General features: G+C 38.7%; 18 protein-coding genes. 4 read left to right on the plus strand and 14 right to left on the minus strand.

Annotated elements, in window-relative coordinates; all coding sequences use genetic code 11:
• Positions 1–392 precede the first annotated feature (392 nt).
• Complete coding sequence (gene ytvI, locus IQ10_RS00505; protein WP_144448523.1) at positions 393–1,457, plus strand: sporulation integral membrane protein YtvI; 1,065 nt, start codon at positions 393–395, stop codon at positions 1,455–1,457.
• A gap of 92 nt (positions 1,458–1,549) precedes the next feature.
• Here ytvI and IQ10_RS00510 read toward each other — a convergent pair whose 3' ends face one another.
• From IQ10_RS00510 to ureA, 9 genes are all read right to left on the minus strand, one after another.
• Complete coding sequence (locus IQ10_RS00510) at positions 1,550–2,164, minus strand: DedA family protein (protein ID WP_144448524.1); 615 nt, start codon at positions 2,162–2,164, stop codon at positions 1,550–1,552.
• A gap of 266 nt (positions 2,165–2,430) precedes the next feature.
• On the minus strand, positions 2,431–3,429 hold the full coding sequence (locus IQ10_RS00515) for a metal ABC transporter solute-binding protein, Zn/Mn family (protein ID WP_144448525.1): 999 nt from the start codon (positions 3,427–3,429) through the stop codon (positions 2,431–2,433).
• Between the two features lie 27 nt (positions 3,430–3,456).
• Positions 3,457–4,257 (minus strand): urease accessory protein UreD, encoded by an 801-nt coding sequence (locus IQ10_RS00520; RefSeq protein ID WP_158639947.1) that lies wholly within the window; start codon positions 4,255–4,257, stop codon positions 3,457–3,459.
• Positions 4,257–4,886 (minus strand): urease accessory protein UreG, encoded by a 630-nt coding sequence (gene ureG / locus IQ10_RS00525; RefSeq protein ID WP_144448527.1) that lies wholly within the window; start codon positions 4,884–4,886, stop codon positions 4,257–4,259. Before ureG ends, IQ10_RS00520 begins: the two co-directional genes overlap by 1 nt.
• Before the next feature lie 29 nt (positions 4,887–4,915).
• Positions 4,916–5,668 (minus strand): urease accessory protein UreF, encoded by a 753-nt coding sequence (locus IQ10_RS00530; RefSeq protein ID WP_199757362.1) that lies wholly within the window; start codon positions 5,666–5,668, stop codon positions 4,916–4,918.
• Positions 5,568–6,050, minus strand: coding sequence for an urease accessory protein UreE (locus tag IQ10_RS00535; protein WP_144448529.1), 483 nt, complete (start codon positions 6,048–6,050; stop codon positions 5,568–5,570). The genes IQ10_RS00530 and IQ10_RS00535 overlap by 101 nt, the downstream gene beginning before the upstream one ends.
• A 15-nt stretch (positions 6,051–6,065) precedes the next feature.
• Entirely contained in the window at positions 6,066–7,781 is a 1,716-nt protein-coding gene (gene ureC / locus IQ10_RS00540; RefSeq protein WP_144448530.1) for an urease subunit alpha, read from the minus strand.
• Complete coding sequence (gene ureB, locus IQ10_RS00545) at positions 7,778–8,149, minus strand: urease subunit beta (protein ID WP_144448531.1); 372 nt, start codon at positions 8,147–8,149, stop codon at positions 7,778–7,780. The genes ureC and ureB overlap by 4 nt, the downstream gene beginning before the upstream one ends.
• A gap of 11 nt (positions 8,150–8,160) precedes the next feature.
• On the minus strand, positions 8,161–8,463 hold the full coding sequence (gene ureA / locus IQ10_RS00550) for an urease subunit gamma (protein WP_144448532.1): 303 nt from the start codon (positions 8,461–8,463) through the stop codon (positions 8,161–8,163).
• Positions 8,464–8,772: 309 nt separating this feature from the next.
• Between ureA and IQ10_RS18485 the strand changes: the two genes are divergently transcribed.
• Both IQ10_RS18485 and IQ10_RS00555 read left to right on the plus strand, forming a co-directional pair.
• Positions 8,773–8,901, plus strand: a complete 129-nt coding sequence (locus tag IQ10_RS18485) for a hypothetical protein (protein ID WP_277877915.1) — start codon at positions 8,773–8,775, stop codon at positions 8,899–8,901.
• Positions 8,882–9,469, plus strand: a complete 588-nt coding sequence (locus tag IQ10_RS00555) for a DNA-3-methyladenine glycosylase (protein ID WP_144448533.1) — start codon at positions 8,882–8,884, stop codon at positions 9,467–9,469. Before IQ10_RS18485 ends, IQ10_RS00555 begins: the two co-directional genes overlap by 20 nt.
• A 75-nt stretch (positions 9,470–9,544) precedes the next feature.
• Here the strand turns inward: IQ10_RS00555 and IQ10_RS00560 are convergent, their stop codons facing one another.
• The 4 genes from IQ10_RS00560 to IQ10_RS00575 form a co-directional block, all read right to left on the minus strand.
• Entirely contained in the window at positions 9,545–10,093 is a 549-nt protein-coding gene (locus tag IQ10_RS00560; protein WP_144448534.1) for a YpiB family protein, read from the minus strand.
• A gap of 136 nt (positions 10,094–10,229) precedes the next feature.
• Positions 10,230–10,538, minus strand: a complete 309-nt coding sequence (locus IQ10_RS00565) for a DUF3817 domain-containing protein (RefSeq protein WP_144448535.1) — start codon at positions 10,536–10,538, stop codon at positions 10,230–10,232.
• A gap of 127 nt (positions 10,539–10,665) precedes the next feature.
• On the minus strand, positions 10,666–10,863 hold the full coding sequence (locus IQ10_RS00570; RefSeq protein ID WP_144448536.1) for a hypothetical protein: 198 nt from the start codon (positions 10,861–10,863) through the stop codon (positions 10,666–10,668).
• A gap of 72 nt (positions 10,864–10,935) precedes the next feature.
• Positions 10,936–12,027 (minus strand): metallophosphoesterase, encoded by a 1,092-nt coding sequence (locus IQ10_RS00575; protein WP_144448924.1) that lies wholly within the window; start codon positions 12,025–12,027, stop codon positions 10,936–10,938.
• Positions 12,028–12,249: 222 nt separating this feature from the next.
• On the opposite strand from IQ10_RS00575, the gene IQ10_RS00580 reads away from it, so the two are divergent.
• Positions 12,250–13,929 carry an EAL domain-containing protein gene (locus IQ10_RS00580; RefSeq protein WP_144448537.1) on the plus strand — a complete coding sequence of 560 codons (1,680 nt, stop codon included), beginning with the start codon at positions 12,250–12,252 and terminating at the stop codon, positions 13,927–13,929.
• Positions 13,930–14,121: 192 nt separating this feature from the next.
• Here the strand turns inward: IQ10_RS00580 and IQ10_RS00585 are convergent, their stop codons facing one another.
• Entirely contained in the window at positions 14,122–15,519 is a 1,398-nt protein-coding gene (locus tag IQ10_RS00585) for a hypothetical protein (protein ID WP_144448538.1), read from the minus strand.
• Positions 15,520–15,624 lie beyond the last annotated feature (105 nt).

A 15,624-nucleotide genomic window follows, 5' to 3' on the forward strand; every position in this document is an offset into this window, starting at 1 on the left:
TTTTCGTATTAGTTTGACTAAAAAACAAATAAAACGTTTACATATAAAATGTGACAGTTGAGTGAAGGAAATGATTTGGAAGTATTTATGGTTATGTTTCAATTAAAATTAGAAATAGAAAAAGGCGAATTATTTCTAAATTTTTCTAATAATAGAAAATACTATCGTCATTAAAGTGATCAGTAAATTTCACATAATTTAATCAATAATTCATGACCTAAAAAGAAGAAGAGAACGATATAATAGAGAAGAGGTTTCTATGTAAGTGTAATTCTTTTAAAATAGGGATACACATTTGCAGTGTAAGGCTATTTTTAATAAAATATGTAAGTAAGCGGATGTAATAGTCTAAGAAATGTCTTAATCGGCTTTTCAAAAGAGGGGGACCGCGATTGTCTAAACATACTGTACTAAGAAAAGGAATGATTGCTCTTGCCTTTCTGGTAATAGGGATCATTCTTTACATATATTCCGCTCTCTTTATGCCTATTTTATTGGCATTGTTTACGGCCCTTATGTTTGAACCATTTGTAAAGCTCCTGCAAAAGTACATGAAAACGGAGAAACGGTTAGGTGCTGTAATAATTGTTTTCACGTCGTTTGTTATTGTGACAGGCTATACAATTTATGTGACGATGACGACACTTATCAATCAATTTGTGAATTTTATTTATCAGCTACCACACTATGTAATTGAGATTCAATTATTTGTCAATCAGTTTATTGATGATTTTAATGTGTTGATTAGTGATATTCCGCAGAAGCATTTGCTTGTTCAAGAGCTGGAAAATCAGAGCCAGATGCTAACGGACCAGGCATCAGATGCAGCGCAGAATGTGATTCCAATTTTGGCTTCTTGGATACAGTCGATTCCTGATTTGATTGTCGTTACATTGATTTTCTTGATTACGTTGTTTCTGATCAGTCTTGATTTACCTCGTTTGACTAAGATGTTTTATGGTTTCTTTAAGGAAGAAACAGCGGTAAAAATTCAGTATGTCACGAAACGTTTAGGAAAAGTCTTTTTGGGCTATTGGAAGGCACAGTTTTTTTTAAGCATTTTAATCTTAGTGCTTTCCTACATCGGATTACTATTTATTGTTCCTGAACATGCACTGCTCATGTCTGTTGTCATTTGGGTCGTTGATATTATTCCATTATATGTTGGGCCTGCCTTGGTGCTTGTCCCTTGGGCCATTTATGTCTTTATTGTAGGGGAGGCAGCAATAGGTCTTTGGTTACTCGTCTTAGCAGCGGTTCTCCTTATCATTCGAAGAATACTAGAGCCAAAGGTGATGGGAGATCAAATGGGACTCTCTGCACTCGCTACCGTACTCTCAATGTATTTTGGATTATACTTTCTCGGAATAATGGGATTAATTCTTGGACCGTTCGTTATTATTGCTTTTAAATCAGCTATGGAAGCAGAACTGTTCAAGTTTTCTTTTAAGATTTAAGACGATGTGATCGAATATGAAAAAATAGGAGCTCTTCTAAGACGATTAGAAGAGCTCCTATTACGTGATTGAGCCGATAAAACAATCATTTTTTACTTTTTCCGAACAGTAGATACTGAATTCTTCGCTATATATTTTTTAAATAGGAAATAGAACAGGATCAGGATGATAAGGATAATCGAAATCGGAAGCATGTAAGTCTTTACTAACGGTCCGACTTGCTCCCAGTGTGGGCCAAACATATAGCCTAAGTAAATATAGATAGACGTTATAGGGAGCATAGCAAGAAAGGTGTAGATGGAAAACTTCCATACATTCATTTTTGCTATCCCGCATGGAATTGAAATAGCCGTTCGTACTCCAGGTAAAAATCGAGCGAAGAAAGCAACGCTTGCCCCATGTTTTTCAAAAAATCGATCGGATGCCTCAATATGTTTTTCTTTGATCAAAAAGAACTTTCCATATTTAACAATCATCGGTCGGCCGCCGTAACGTCCTAAAGCATAAAGAGTAAGGGGGCCAAAAGTACCTCCGATTGTTCCTGCAAGTATTGCAAGGGTTAGTCTCATATCCCCTTGATAAACCCAGTAGCCGACGAGGGGAAGAACTAGTTCAGCAGGAACAAATTCTAAAGTAAGAGCTAGGACGACACCTAGGTAAGATAGTTGTTTAAACGATTCAATTAAGAGGAGTATAAATTGCTCCATTTGTCATACCTCCCATAACACTCTGTTTTATTTATACTGTACGTGTGTTTACGCTTGGACTTCAAAAAAAGATATTCGAACTTTCCTATTATAACGAATCAGTTTAGTTGTTGGAAAGGAACAATTTTATGAAGATTATGGCGATAAGTATATTCAGCTAATTATAATCTAACTTGTCTTACTTTATGCGAATGGCATCATTTTATCTGTTTTAAAAACACAGTAAAAAGGACCCCCATTCAGAGTATGAGGATCCTTTTTCTCATTTAATTAAGTACGGTTTTCAATGTTTCAATGTTTTTTCTCATTAAACTAAAATAGTCCTCACCAGCTGCAATCTCTTCATCACGCAGATTTTCAAGATTATAAAGATAAAGAGCTTCTGCACCGATCTCTTCTTTAAACATTTCGGCTGTCTGAATGGAATAGTTACGTTCAAAGAGAATGTGCTGAATATCGTGAGCTTTTGTAAATGTCATTAATTCCTGTATCTGCTTTTGAGAAGGCTCATTTGTCGGGGTAAATCCAGTGATTGATACTTGTTTGAGATCATAGCGTTCAGCCCAATATGTGTATCCTGCATGGGCAACGAGAATTTGATTACGCTTCGTATCTGACGTCGCTTCTGTAAATTCAGCATCGAGTGTCTCTAAATCAGCTTGGAGCTGTTCAAAGTTATTTTGGAAAAACTCTTGTTCTTCTGGATAAAGCTCGGTTAGTCCATTTTTAATGTTTTCCGCAAGTTGAATCGAGCGAATTGGATCAATCCAGACATGTGGATCTTGATCACCATGGGTATGGCTATGTTCCTCTTCGTGGCTGTGACTATGACTGTGCTCAAGCGCATGGTCGTCATCTCCTTCAATAAAAGCGACACCTTGTGAAGCCTCTATCATAAAAATCTCTTCATCACGAAGGCTGTTCTTTAGGGAATCAACAAACCCTTCCATACCACTACCGCTATAAACAAAGGCATCGCTTTCGGCGACTTCAATCATTTCTCTAATGGTTGGTTCATATGTGTGGGCATCTACGCCGACTGGAATCATATTCGTTACTTGAACATGGGGGCCACCTATTTTTTCGATGAAATCTTGTAGGGCAAAGACCGTCGTATAAATATGTAGAGGCTCCTCCACGCTTTCAACGGCAACTTGTGTTGTCGAGGCTTGTTCATTTGTAGATTCATTTTGGTCTGAAGAAGTACCACAAGCCGTTACTATAAGGAGTGTCCCGATTATTAATAATAATAGCTTAGTATTCATTATGTTCAATCTCCTGTTCTATTTAGCTCAAGATGTCATTAGGTTAAAAAAGGTATTCATTTCTTCTTTTAACAGGCACAGATCATTGCTTAACCAGCGAGCATGAAGACCAATTGGGTCAAGAGAGGTAACAGCAGAGCGAATCTCACGGTTTGATTGCATCTTTTTTTGAATTTCATGCAAGGGTTGACCAAGTGTTGGTGAGATAAACCAACAGCTCCCGTAGTAAGCAAAATCATCTAGTATTCCAAGAGAACGGATTGGAATTGTTAACGGCTGTAGTTTAAGACGATCATAAGCCAGTTGTTTGCCTGCATAAACAATCGACATTTTTGAATCAATTGATTCATATTGAAACTTTTCGTTATGCTTTTCTCGTCCTGGAGAGAGAATATCAGCATAATAAAAAGTGGAACTAGCGTCGACTGAAATGTTAATAATTTGCTTAAAGCGTGAATTGGCGAAAGGGATCGTCGTTTCTGGGTGCCAATAAAGGCTGCTATTATCGCTAATAGTAAGATCAATGGTTTGCAGACTTAATTCACCATCAAGTCGTGCTGGATAGATTTTTGTAGAGGATTGTGGAATTAAGTTAACAGTGGAAGAAGAGGAGGCGGTAATGGAAATATCATTCCGATCACCGCTTGCAATTCCGCCAGATGTATCAACAAGATAGACAGTAGCTACATCATCACCATGTGTATAGAGAACTCGACTTGATTTTAATGGAGGCTGTTGGTAACAGCTAATCATTCTCGTTTTCCCTCGCTGTTTTGTAAAGGAGAGTTCAAGTTTTCCTTGAAGTGTTTGATAAAGAGCTGTTTTCATTAAACATTCGACTCCACATGCTCGAAATCCTCTAAAAGCAGCTGTGTTTGAATCCATTTAATTACTTGGTCAATACCTATTTCTTTTTTTTGATTTGTAAAAACAAATGGGCGTTCTCCTCTAGCTTGGCTAGCATCAGATTTCATTAAATCTAGATCAACTCCCACATACGGAGCCAGGTCAATTTTGTTAATGACAAGGAGGTCTGAGCGAGTGACACCTGGTCCACCTTTACGTGGGATATCTTGTCCTTCTGCCACATCAATCACGTAAATAAATCCATCTACTAGCTCTGGGCTAAATGTTGCGGATAAATTGTCGCCGCCACTTTCAACGAAGATGATATCTAAGTTGGAAAAACGTTGTTTAAGCTCATTGATCGCTTCAAAGTTCATCGAGGCATCTTCACGAATGGCTGTATGCGGACATCCGCCCGTTTCAACTCCGATAATCCGATCTGGCTCAAGTACCCCGTGAGTGGTTAAAAATTGCGCATCTTCCTTTGTGTAAATATCATTCGTTATAACGGCAAGCTCATAATCCTTATGTAAGGCTCTAGTTAACCGCTCGATTAAAGCTGTTTTGCCTGATCCAACAGGTCCTCCAATTCCGATACGTACAGGTTTCATCTTAAATACCCCTTTCTAGTTATAGAGCTCTATGAAATAAAAAGACGAGAAAATAAAAATTCATGTTCCATTGAAGCAAGTTCAATCCCTATGGCTTGGTTCGATACATCATCAAGAGTTCGATCGATAATGAGAGCGGCTACCTGCTCGCAATCGCTGAGGATCTCTTTAATAGCATGAACGCCAGTCGTTTGTCCAAGAGGAACAGCACGGACAGCATTATGAATCAGGCTAGCGATTGATGAATACAGGAAACTACTAAGTGCTACATCGAGAGACAGCCCCTGAGTATAGGCATAAATCCCGTACGAAATAGCATGATGCCCATAAGCTTTTTGTTCTTTTACAGCCTTTTTCCATTCAGTTAGAAGAGCAGAGGAGCAGAGTGGTTCGACCGTTTCAAGAAACTGCCTACCCATTTTGAGGCTACCTTGACGGGACTCTTTTGCTAGCTTCTGAGCGTGGCAAAATGAATCGAGCTCATATAAATCCAAAAGAGAAGAGGAGTGAGCTAACGACTGCCACGCTTCCTTTACGAAAATACCATCTCCGAATCCGATGTTTTCATGAAGGTATGTTCGGCAATAAGTAAGAAGGGTTTCTTTGTTAAACACTTTCTCCTTTTGAATATAGGTTTCCATCCCAAATGAGTGGGTGTAGGCACCAATTGGAAAAGCAGAATCATGAATGTGCATGAGCTGCAGAAGCTGGCTCATCTTTATCGTGATGGTGGTGTCCTTTGTATTTGAATGGTTGGTTGAAGCGTTTTTCTGTTTGTACATAAGGAACCCCCGTTTCGTGAAAAATAACTTCAAGCGTTTTGTCATAGCGGACGATGATTTCATTGTTTTCTAGAATACAAGGGGTGTGGCGATTTCCAAGCTCAAATGCCACTTTGCCCATATCGTGCATCGATTTTGGTTGAATCACATAAGCAGGTTCTAATTTTGTTCGAATGGCGATCGTACATCCTGGTTCATGAAAGAGAATGTCTCCAGATGTTAGACCTTGTTCGTCTAATACAATCGCGATCTCGCGTCCTTTATCCGTCTTTTTACGGAGAATTCGTTTATTTAGTTCCTCCCAATCCAATTCGACCCACTCAATCATTGTTACCTCGTGTTTAAAAGACTCTAAATGACCAATTACTTGTTTTATATGCATAATTTCCTGCCTCCTTTAAAATAAAAAATAGCGCTGCGCCATTGCGACTGTATCAAAAGGTTCACACGTTACTAGCTCTCCGTCTACCTTCACTTCATATGTTTCAGGATGAACATCTATCTCAGGCGTTGCATCGTTTAATTTCATCGATGCTTTACTAATCGTTCGGCAATCTTTTACTATTCCGATTTGCTTCTGTAACCCTAGTTGCTCATGGACCTTTTTGTCAAAGGCTGATTGAGATAAAAAGGTTAAACTTGTTGAATGCTTTGCCTTTCCGAAACTAGCAAACATTGGGCGCTGCAATACAGGCTGAGGAGTTGGTATAGACGCATTCGGATCTCCCATTTGTGCGTGTGCAATAAGTCCACCCTTAAGGATAATTTCTGGCTTTACTCCAAAAAAACGCGGGTCCCAAAGCACAATATCGGCTAATTTGCCAACTTCAATCGATCCGACTTCATGACTAATCCCATGTGTAATCGCAGGATTGATCGTGTATTTTGCAATGTATCTTTTAATACGATGATTATCATGTTCTCCTGCCGCGTCCTCGTTAAGTGGTCCAAATTGTTTTTTCATCTTATCTGCTGTTTGCCATGTTCGCATAATCACTTCACCAACTCGACCCATGGCTTGAGAATCTGATGAAATCATGCTTATAATACCTAGATCATGAAAGCGATCTTCTGCAGCAATCGTCTCAGGACGAATGCGAGAATCAGCAAAAGCAACATCTTCGGGTACTTTCGGATCAAGATGATGACAAACCATTAACATGTCAAGATGTTCATCAATTGTGTTTATCGTAAAAGGACGAGTTGGGTTTGTTGAAGATGGTAATATATTTGCTAATCCTGCAATCTTAATAATATCTGGAGCATGTCCGCCTCCTGCGCCCTCGGTATGATATGTATGTATCACTCGGCCCCCGATGGCTGCTACTGTATCTTCTAGAAACCCAGCCTCGTTTAAGGTATCTGTGTGAATGGCAACTTGAACGTCCATTTCATCCGCGACATCTAGACATGTACGAATGGTAGCAGGAGTCGTTCCCCAGTCTTCATGTAGCTTTAAGCCAATGGCACCAGCATCAATTTGTTCTCGCAGTGGAGCATGAGTTGCGCCATTGCCCTTACCGAGAAAGCCTATATTAACAGGAAAAGAATCAGCTGCTTCTAGCATGCGGTGAATATTCCAAGAACCTGGTGTACAAGTCGTGGCGTTTGTCCCCGTTGCAGGTCCTGTGCCACCACCAATCATGGTTGTCACACCAGAAGAAATGGCTGTTTCAATTTGCTGCGGGCTAATAAAGTGGATATGGGCATCAATTCCTCCGGCAGTAACGATTAATCCTTCTGCAGCAATCGCTTCCGTACTCGGACCGACAATCATATTTTCATTGACACCATCCATGACTAATGGATTACCACCTTTACCAATCCCGATGATTCGTCCATCTTTTATACCGATATCAGCTTTAATTATCCCCGTGTAATCAATGATCGTTGCATTTGTAATAATCAAATCAAGAACACCTTCATCACGGGAATGGACGCCGCTTTGCCCCATTCCATCACGAAGGACTTTGCCACCACCAAACTTACACTCATCACCATAAATCGTATAATCCTGTTCTACTTCTAGCCAAAGCTCCGTATCTGCGAGTCTTACTTTGTCACCAACGGACGGTCCATATAATGCTGCATATTGGGCACGAGAAAGTTTCATAAAGACTCACCGCCTTTAAAGCGTTGCTTGGCAACTAGCTGTTGAAACATAGGTTTTTGCTCGCTTAATGCACCTTCTGTTAACCCGTTTAAACCATATATCTCTTTTGTCCCACCAAATTCAACAAGCTCAACGATTTTTTCCTCGCCAGGCTCAAAACGTACCGCGGTACCTGCCGCAATATTGAGTCGCATACCATAAGCATCGTTGCGTTTAAAATCAAGATCTTTATTCACTTCTGCAAAATGATAATGTGAGCCTACTTGAATCGGACGATCGCCTGTGTTTGCTACACGTAAGGAGAGAGTTTTACGTCCCTCATTTAAGATAATGTCGCCTTTTGCAGCTTTCACTTCTCCTGGTATCAACTGTATCCCTCCTACTGAATTGGATCATGAATCGTAACTAATTTTGTTCCATCAGGAAAGGTCGCCTCTACTTGAATATGATCAAGCATTTCAGGAATCCCTACCATGACGTCCTCAGCTGTTAAGACATGTTTCCCGTCCTTCATAAGGGTGGCAACAGACTTACCTTCACGAGCACCTTCAAGAACAAAACAGCTTAAGATCGCTACGGCTTCTGGATAATTTAACTTTATTCCTTTTTCTTTTCGTTGTTTTGCGAGTTCACCAGCCATGAAAAGAAAGAGCTTTTCTTTTTCAATTGGATTTAATTTCAATGATGTTCACCTCACATTCGATGTAAGCTTTTTGGCCTGAATATTCAAAAAACACAAGAAAAATGTATCGTGTTGACTAAGGAAGCTCAAGGACCTTGTTATATTTTCTTACAATAAAATTGAAAAAAGGGTGATAAGTGGAGAAAGGTGTTGTGGTGGTTTCGATATACGTTTTTCTTCATAACCATTCATTTGATGTTAAGAAATTCTTAAGAATGATGCTAAATGAATGTTAAGATTTGCCTATTATACTGAAGCTAATTCAGGCGAACACGCATGATATACTACGTTGGAAAGGAGAGTGAATAGATGAACAATTATGTCGTTTTAGTAGTGGATGATGAAAAAGAAATTCGAGATGCAATAATGGATCAATATGTTAAGGTTGAAATAGATAAAGATGATAGGAGGAACAGAGATGGCTTTGAAACCACTTAACGAGTCCTTTTACAAGTTGCCAACCCTTGAATTGGCACGTGCTCTCCTTGGCAAACTTCTTGTGAAGGAGACGGATGCAGGCATTGCTTCAGGCTGGATTGTTGAAACGGAAGCCTATATTGGTCCAGGTGACCGGGCTGCTCATAGCTTTGGAAATCGCCGCACGCCAAGGACTGAAATTATGTTTTGGGAACCAGGATATGTGTATACATACGTTATGCATACACATTGCTTAGTCAATGTGGTATCTGGTGACGTTGGGATGCCAGAAGCTGTTTTGATTCGTGCGGTTGAGCCCCATACAGGGATAGAACTGATGTATGAGCGTCGGGGGCATGATAAAAAAGAAAAGGATTTGACGAATGGTCCAGGAAAATTAACAAAGGCACTGGGGATCGAGAAAGCTGATTATGGACGGCGTTTCTTTGAGCGACCACTTTTCATTGCAGAAGGGACGGAGCCCGAATTGATTCAAAATGGCCCTCGTATTGGCATTGATAATAGCGGTGAGGCGAGGGATTATCCTTGGAGATTCTGGGTTAGTGGAAACCGTTTTGTATCTCGGTGACCATTGTTTTTTTTAAAAATAGGGTTGAGAGACATAAAGGGTATGAAAAGGTCAAAAACGACCCTTTGCAACACTCTATGTATGACTTTTCAATTCATTTAATCTAGCAACTAATCTTTTAAATGCTTCTTGATCATTTTGATCAAGAGCATGGTCTATTTGTAGCTTGAGAATATTCATTTCTTCCTCTATTAATAATTGATCAATCAGTAAATCTGCTTCCTTTGAATCTTGCTGAAACTGTTTATACCGTTTAAACGAATCGACTGCTGGTTCCACTAACTGTAAATAGCGGTGATTTGTTTGCTTTCCGTAAAAATGAAGGATCAAATTTATTTTCTCAGCGGGGTTACTCATGAAATTTCCTAGGGCTTTTGAAACATCGTCGGTTTTTCGTTTATTGTAATAATAAAGAAAGCCAGGTTCATCCGAATTGATCGTAGAGATGACGATGGTATTTTCTTTTAAGCGAATGTTTTCAGTGAATGAAAGATTCTCAAGGATATGATGGTGCTTTAATAGATATTCCAGTAACATGCGAGCATCTTTATGCTTTAATTGATGATGATCTAAAAACCATTTAATGAAATGTCTTTTTTCTGTTGTTGAGACCCAGTTGCTCATAAAACCCCCACCTGCAAATTAATTTTTCTCATCATATCATGTTTTTTATCCTTATTTTAAACATTTATGCAGATTCCATGTTAAATAATCTGACAAATAAAAAGAAGATGACGAAACCGTCACCTTCTTCCTCGCGTTAAATTGTCTTGGCAGATGTTTCGTCGCTTTTTAAAAGCTTTGCATCAAAGATAAACGGTCCAAAAGGAATGACAGAGGCCACCATAGCAAGCAGACCCTTACTCCATGACCAACGGAATGCAATCATCATAACGATAACAGCGATAATATAGAGAACAAATAACACACCGTGGGCCATTCCCGTTACTGTTACGTACATTGGTAAATCAAACATATATTTCAAAGGCATTGCAATACCTAAAAGAAGGAGAAACGAAATTCCCTCCAAATAACTAACCACTCGAAAACTTTTAAGTAAAAGATTCATGAACGTAATCATCTCCTGTAAGAGTAAAAAGTACATTGTGTATCTCGTTCCTCATTATAGCAGGTCTTTACTGGAAACAATTTAAAGATTTAAAGAACGTTTTTATCGTTGTTCAAAGGTCTTTTACTTATACACCCGTACGTTTACGTTGGTTATTTATTTTTTTCGTTTGTTGGCTTTGAAGCTTTTGGTTCGTATTCAAATGTTTTTTCTTAGCGTTATTTGATGATTGTCCTTCTTTCTTGCTTGCAAGCTTCTTGCGGATAGCCTCTTCTAGACTGATCTTTTTTGGTTGGTTGTCATTATTGTTTTCTGAGCTGGACATAGCAAAATCTCCTTTTTATATCATAATTTAAAATAAACTAAAACAGTTTGTACGTACAGTATACCAGTTTTACTAGCTTTGAATAAATTCAATGTCAATTTGCACGATTTCTGATCTACTACCGATTCGAAGGGGTGGACCCCAAAATCCAAAACCAGAAGAAACAATCGTATGAAGATGGTGTTTCTTCATATAACCCCAATCAAGTTCAAATATTCTTTTCGTGATCAAATGGTTTGGAGCCATCTGACCTCTGTGTGTGTGCCCTGAAAGCATGATATCAACACCAGCCTCTTCTGCTTGATCGAGATGGTACGGCTGATGGTCCATCATGATAACTGGAAGTGTCTTATCAACATTTTTCATTAATGTTTCAAGCTCCAATCGATCTTTCTCCGTGCGATCTCTTCTACCAATCAGATAAAAGCTGTCTTTAATAAGTATGACATCATCAAGTAAGATTTTAATATCAGTTGATTCCATTTCTTTTAAGTATTCGGGGATTTTCCCTCCATAATACTCATGGTTTCCGAGTATTCCAAACGTGCCAAGAGGTGCTTTGAGCTGCTTCATATCATCGCCCATCTTTTTACGGATGAACGGTTCAGGCTCATCATCAATAATGTCACCAGGCAACAAGATCAAGTCAGGTTGGATTTGATGAACGTTTTTGATGAGCCGTTGCAGGTGAGACTTCCCTGATAAATACCCAAAGTGCATATCGGAAGCCATAGCAATGCGTAGCTTGTTAAAAGAACCAGCCTGCTTTGTTAGCTGAATCTTATACGTTCTAATGATTGGTTGGTAAGCATTGAATGTGCCTAAAGAAAAGATGAAGAGTAGAGTCGTCATGACTACAATACCTGTCCAAAAAATGATTGTTTCTTGCGAGATCGTTGTAAATTGAAATAGCCAAACAACCAAATTAGCTAGTGGGAATATAAGCAGGGCGTATTGTACGAGAGCCATCCAATAAGATCCTATGATTTTAAAAAATAGAAATCTGGGGCCAATTTTTCCGATAAAATAACCATAGGCTAAAATGAGTACGACAAGCGCGTATATCATAGCATTTTCTAGCTGAAATGTGGTATGAAGCCATACCCATCCATTCCAACCGATATAAAAGGTAAGTAGGTTGTAGACAAGAAAAACACCTATCATCGTTCCTAGTAAGCGAATGTTCAACAGCGTACCCTCTTTCTTTTTTCATAGTCTAATTGTTATAGATTTTAAGCGTAACACTTATTTTATATTTGTAAAACGATAATGATTGTGGTAGATAGAGGGTGAGATAGTGTAGGATATATATATGAAGAAATAAATGGATAATCTTATTTAGACGATGTAGAGGATAAGAGGTGTGAAGGAGGTTTGCGTCGCATTATGGAGCATCATAGAGTTGTCCCTATTATGACAATGGTAAAAGCATTTGAACAAATATATGATCTTGTCTTTTTGATGGAAGAAAGAAATGGTCAATTTTTCTATGTTTATGTTAGTCCCAATGCGAAGGAACTTGCCTCACTTGGAGAAGATTGCATTGGAAAAACGTTATTTGATGTGTATCCACGCTATTTTTCAGAGCATTTACATAGTAAATATGAGGAAGCTTTGCGAACAAGACATCCTGTTGTCTTTAAGGACAAGATGAATTCGGAATCCTTTTATGAGGTCGGCAAAACAATAGTGATACCGCTTATTTGTGCTAATCAGCAGCCTCGTTATTTTATTGGCTATACAGAGGTCATGAAATATAAAGATTCGACTGCATATGATTCACTAACGGGATTACCTAGTTTTCATTTATTACGTGAACAATTACAAGTTAGAATTCAAATTGAAAGTGAGCGACCACTCGCCTTTTGTTATCTGAATATTAGGCATTTTAAATATTATATTGATCTAATAGGTCATGCTTTTGTCGACCAATTAATTTTAGAAATGACTCGAAGAATTAAAGACGGGCTGGCTCATACGAAAAGTCTGCTAGCTCGGATTACAGGTGATGAATTTGTCTTTTTTCTCGATGGTGAGGAAAATGGATCAACTGTCGCGAAAAAGGTACAAAAGCAATTATCAATGCCCTATCAAATTAATGGAATTGAATTTTCCTTGCATACAGCAATTGGCATGGCTTATGCAGCACAGGAAGGTGAGCGGGTCGATAATTTGATTAATCAGGCGTACCATGCGATGTTTCAAGCAAAACAAATAGATGGAAATGAGGTTCGAATTTTTAATTTAGATGCTCATTCAAGAGAAATCATTCATAAGCCAAATCTAGAACGTGAATTAAGGAGAGCGATTGGCAAAAATGAGTTAACCATTTACTTTCAACCGATCATTCATACGAGGACAGGAGAAATTCGCTATGAAGCGCTCCTGCGATGGTTTAGTGCCAAGCTAGGGCCCGTCTCTCCAGAAGTGTTTATCGCGACAGCTGAAAAGAGTGGCTATATTCAAGAAATTGATAGATGGGTAATCGAAAATGTTTGTCGTGAAATGGGAATCGTGCATCAGAGGTTAAAACGAGTCTCTATCAATCTCTCGACTAAGACACTTGAATCCTCAGAGCTTGAATATGTCTTGTGCTCAGCTTGCGCACGTTATGATATTAATCCGAATCAAATTGAACTTGAATTAACAGAGCATACGCTTCTACGAGATGAAGAAGAGCTAATTGTGAAATTAGGAAGGTTACGCGAGATAGGTTTTAGACTGGCGATTGATGATTTTGGTATGAGCCATGCTTCGTTTAATTATTTACGTGTGTTGCCTGTTGATAAGATTAAAATTGACAAAGCGTTCATTCAAAATATCGTCTATGATTCTCGTGAATTTCATATTGTAAGCTCCATTTTATCTTTAGCTAAAAAAATTGGGGTAGATGTGACTGCTGAAGGGGTAGAAACAAAGGAACAGGCTCTTTTAATGATGGGAGCTGGTTGTGATGAGCTTCAAGGGTATTATTTTAGTAAGCCGGCTCCAAATGATATTTTGCTAAAAATGTCTGAAAAAACAAAAAATCAATGGTTAGATTTAGTGGAGTTAAATAAAGTTTGATTAAAAAAGCAAGCTAGGTCTCTAAGAAAAAGAGGTGCTAGCTTGCTTTTTGGAAAGATAAGAAATTTCAATGATGTCTAGCGCAAGCAGCCTAGCCGCTCGAGATTGCTTCAGCCTGCATAAAACCTGGCAACACATTGACAGGCCTCCAGCACTTACAGCTCACTGGTCAAGGCGCTTACGCTTTTCTTATTATGGTGAGCCTTGCATGTGGGATAGAATTTGCTGATAGGTTTTTGCTTCTTCCGTTTTACCTAATTGTTGATACGATTTAGCAAGCCATTGCAATGGTTCCTGTTGATTGGGCTGAAGCTCCAATTCCCAGTTAAAGCAATCAATCGCTTTTTCATATTGTGCAAGCTCAAAGTAGTGGTGACCAAGCTCCATTTGCTTGTCTGGTTCATCAAGTAGGGCGACCATTTCATTTAATTTATTTAAAATTGGAATGTGTACCTCTTTTGAGTTGGCTTCATGTAACCATGCATGAATGCTAGCAAGGTCGTAGCTCTGAAAAAGAGCAGGTAAAGCTGAACGTACGAGGCGTTCGAGCAAAATTGGTTGATCTTTTAGCAAAGCAAACATCCGCTTGATCATATCTTTGATTGGTACATCAAAATGAGCGAGTGTCACACTCTCGAAAACGGTGGGGAGTTGATTTTGCTGTTCAGATGAGAGTGGAAATGAATAGGTGAGCAGTATTTGAATGGCCTGTTGATACTTAAGCTTTTTAGTAAGACGTTCATATAAATCTTGATGAAGTCCAGAAGTAACAGGTACGGTCTCTTGCAAAGAAAGTAGGCATGATAAAACATCATCCTCTTCTAAATGAGAAGATAAAGTATGAGTAAAATCAACGTATGTTTCTCTTGTAGGGTTCTTTGTCCACTTATCAATGTTTAACATGAGTGCATGAATGTTGTTAGCTTCATTCGTATAAATGGTTAGTAATAGCTCATGGTTTTCTGGTCTTTGATCGTTAAAACATATCTGTTCAACATAAATGGGGTCACTAGACAGCAGAGCTGCAGGGGCATATTGATATTGTTTAGTAGCTTTTGCATAATCGGGTTGCTTCATCGATTGTAGCAGCCAATCCTGCTCGTATCCTCTAGCAAGTAAGCTCATAGCTAGACGATAGGCCGCTGTGAGTTGTCCATTTCGGCGGTAGGAGAAAAAGAAATCTTTCAGTATCTTATCAAGCTTAACATGTGGAATATAAGAGTCGAAGTAAGAAAAAATAAGAGCTGTTTCGGCAAGGCTATAATGTCGTTTGATTTGACCTAGGAGTTGATTAAAAGGAATGATCTGTAACGATAAGCCTGGATGAACAGATAAGGAGAAAAGTGGACTAGGGGCGTTGATATGAATACCTTTTGTCTCAATTTGTGCTAAAAAAGACGTTGGTTCATACGCTGTTTTTGGTCTTGCAGTAAGGAAATTATTTTTATAAAAAAACAGCAAGTAATGCGTATTGGTCACCTCGTCAATGCATTCTATTAATGTACATTGTTGAAAAATGCTCATTTTTTTTGGCTGAATGATGATTTTTTTCGTTTGATCCGTTAGTGTCCATTCTAATGCATTCTTCACCCAATCCCTCCTTTTTATTTAGTGTAGCATATTCTCAAACCTTGTGCTGAACCACTTATTTTCATGCAGATTGCTTCTTAGTGTTTTAGAGGTATCTATAAAGGC

It is taken from the genome of Halalkalibacter nanhaiisediminis (assembly GCF_007830185.1).
GTDB lineage: Bacteria > Bacillota > Bacilli > Bacillales > Bacillaceae_D > Halalkalibacter > Halalkalibacter nanhaiisediminis.

Coding starts and splice junctions, on each gene's coding strand:
- IQ10_RS00510 (WP_144448524.1), bottom strand. CDS start 2,164: ATGGAGCAATTTATACTCCTCTTAATTGAATCGTTTAAACAACTATCT.
- IQ10_RS00515 (WP_144448525.1), bottom strand. CDS start 3,429: ATGAATACTAAGCTATTATTATTAATAATCGGGACACTCCTTATAGTA.
- IQ10_RS00520 (WP_158639947.1), bottom strand. CDS start 4,257: ATGAAAACAGCTCTTTATCAAACACTTCAAGGAAAACTTGAACTCTCC.
- ureG (WP_144448527.1), bottom strand. CDS start 4,886: ATGAAACCTGTACGTATCGGAATTGGAGGACCTGTTGGATCAGGCAAA.
- IQ10_RS00530 (WP_199757362.1), bottom strand. CDS start 5,668: ATGTACAAACAGAAAAACGCTTCAACCAACCATTCAAATACAAAGGAC.
- IQ10_RS00535 (WP_144448529.1), bottom strand. CDS start 6,050: ATGCATATAAAACAAGTAATTGGTCATTTAGAGTCTTTTAAACACGAG.
- ureC (WP_144448530.1), bottom strand. CDS start 7,781: ATGAAACTTTCTCGTGCCCAATATGCAGCATTATATGGACCGTCCGTT.
- IQ10_RS18485 (WP_277877915.1), top strand. CDS start 8,773: ATGAACAATTATGTCGTTTTAGTAGTGGATGATGAAAAAGAAATTCGA.
- IQ10_RS00555 (WP_144448533.1), top strand. CDS start 8,882: ATGGCTTTGAAACCACTTAACGAGTCCTTTTACAAGTTGCCAACCCTT.
- IQ10_RS00560 (WP_144448534.1), bottom strand. CDS start 10,093: ATGAGCAACTGGGTCTCAACAACAGAAAAAAGACATTTCATTAAATGG.
- IQ10_RS00565 (WP_144448535.1), bottom strand. CDS start 10,538: ATGAATCTTTTACTTAAAAGTTTTCGAGTGGTTAGTTATTTGGAGGGA.
- IQ10_RS00570 (WP_144448536.1), bottom strand. CDS start 10,863: ATGTCCAGCTCAGAAAACAATAATGACAACCAACCAAAAAAGATCAGT.
- IQ10_RS00575 (WP_144448924.1), bottom strand. CDS start 12,027: ATGATAGGTGTTTTTCTTGTCTACAACCTACTTACCTTTTATATCGGT.
- IQ10_RS00580 (WP_144448537.1), top strand. CDS start 12,250: ATGGAGCATCATAGAGTTGTCCCTATTATGACAATGGTAAAAGCATTT.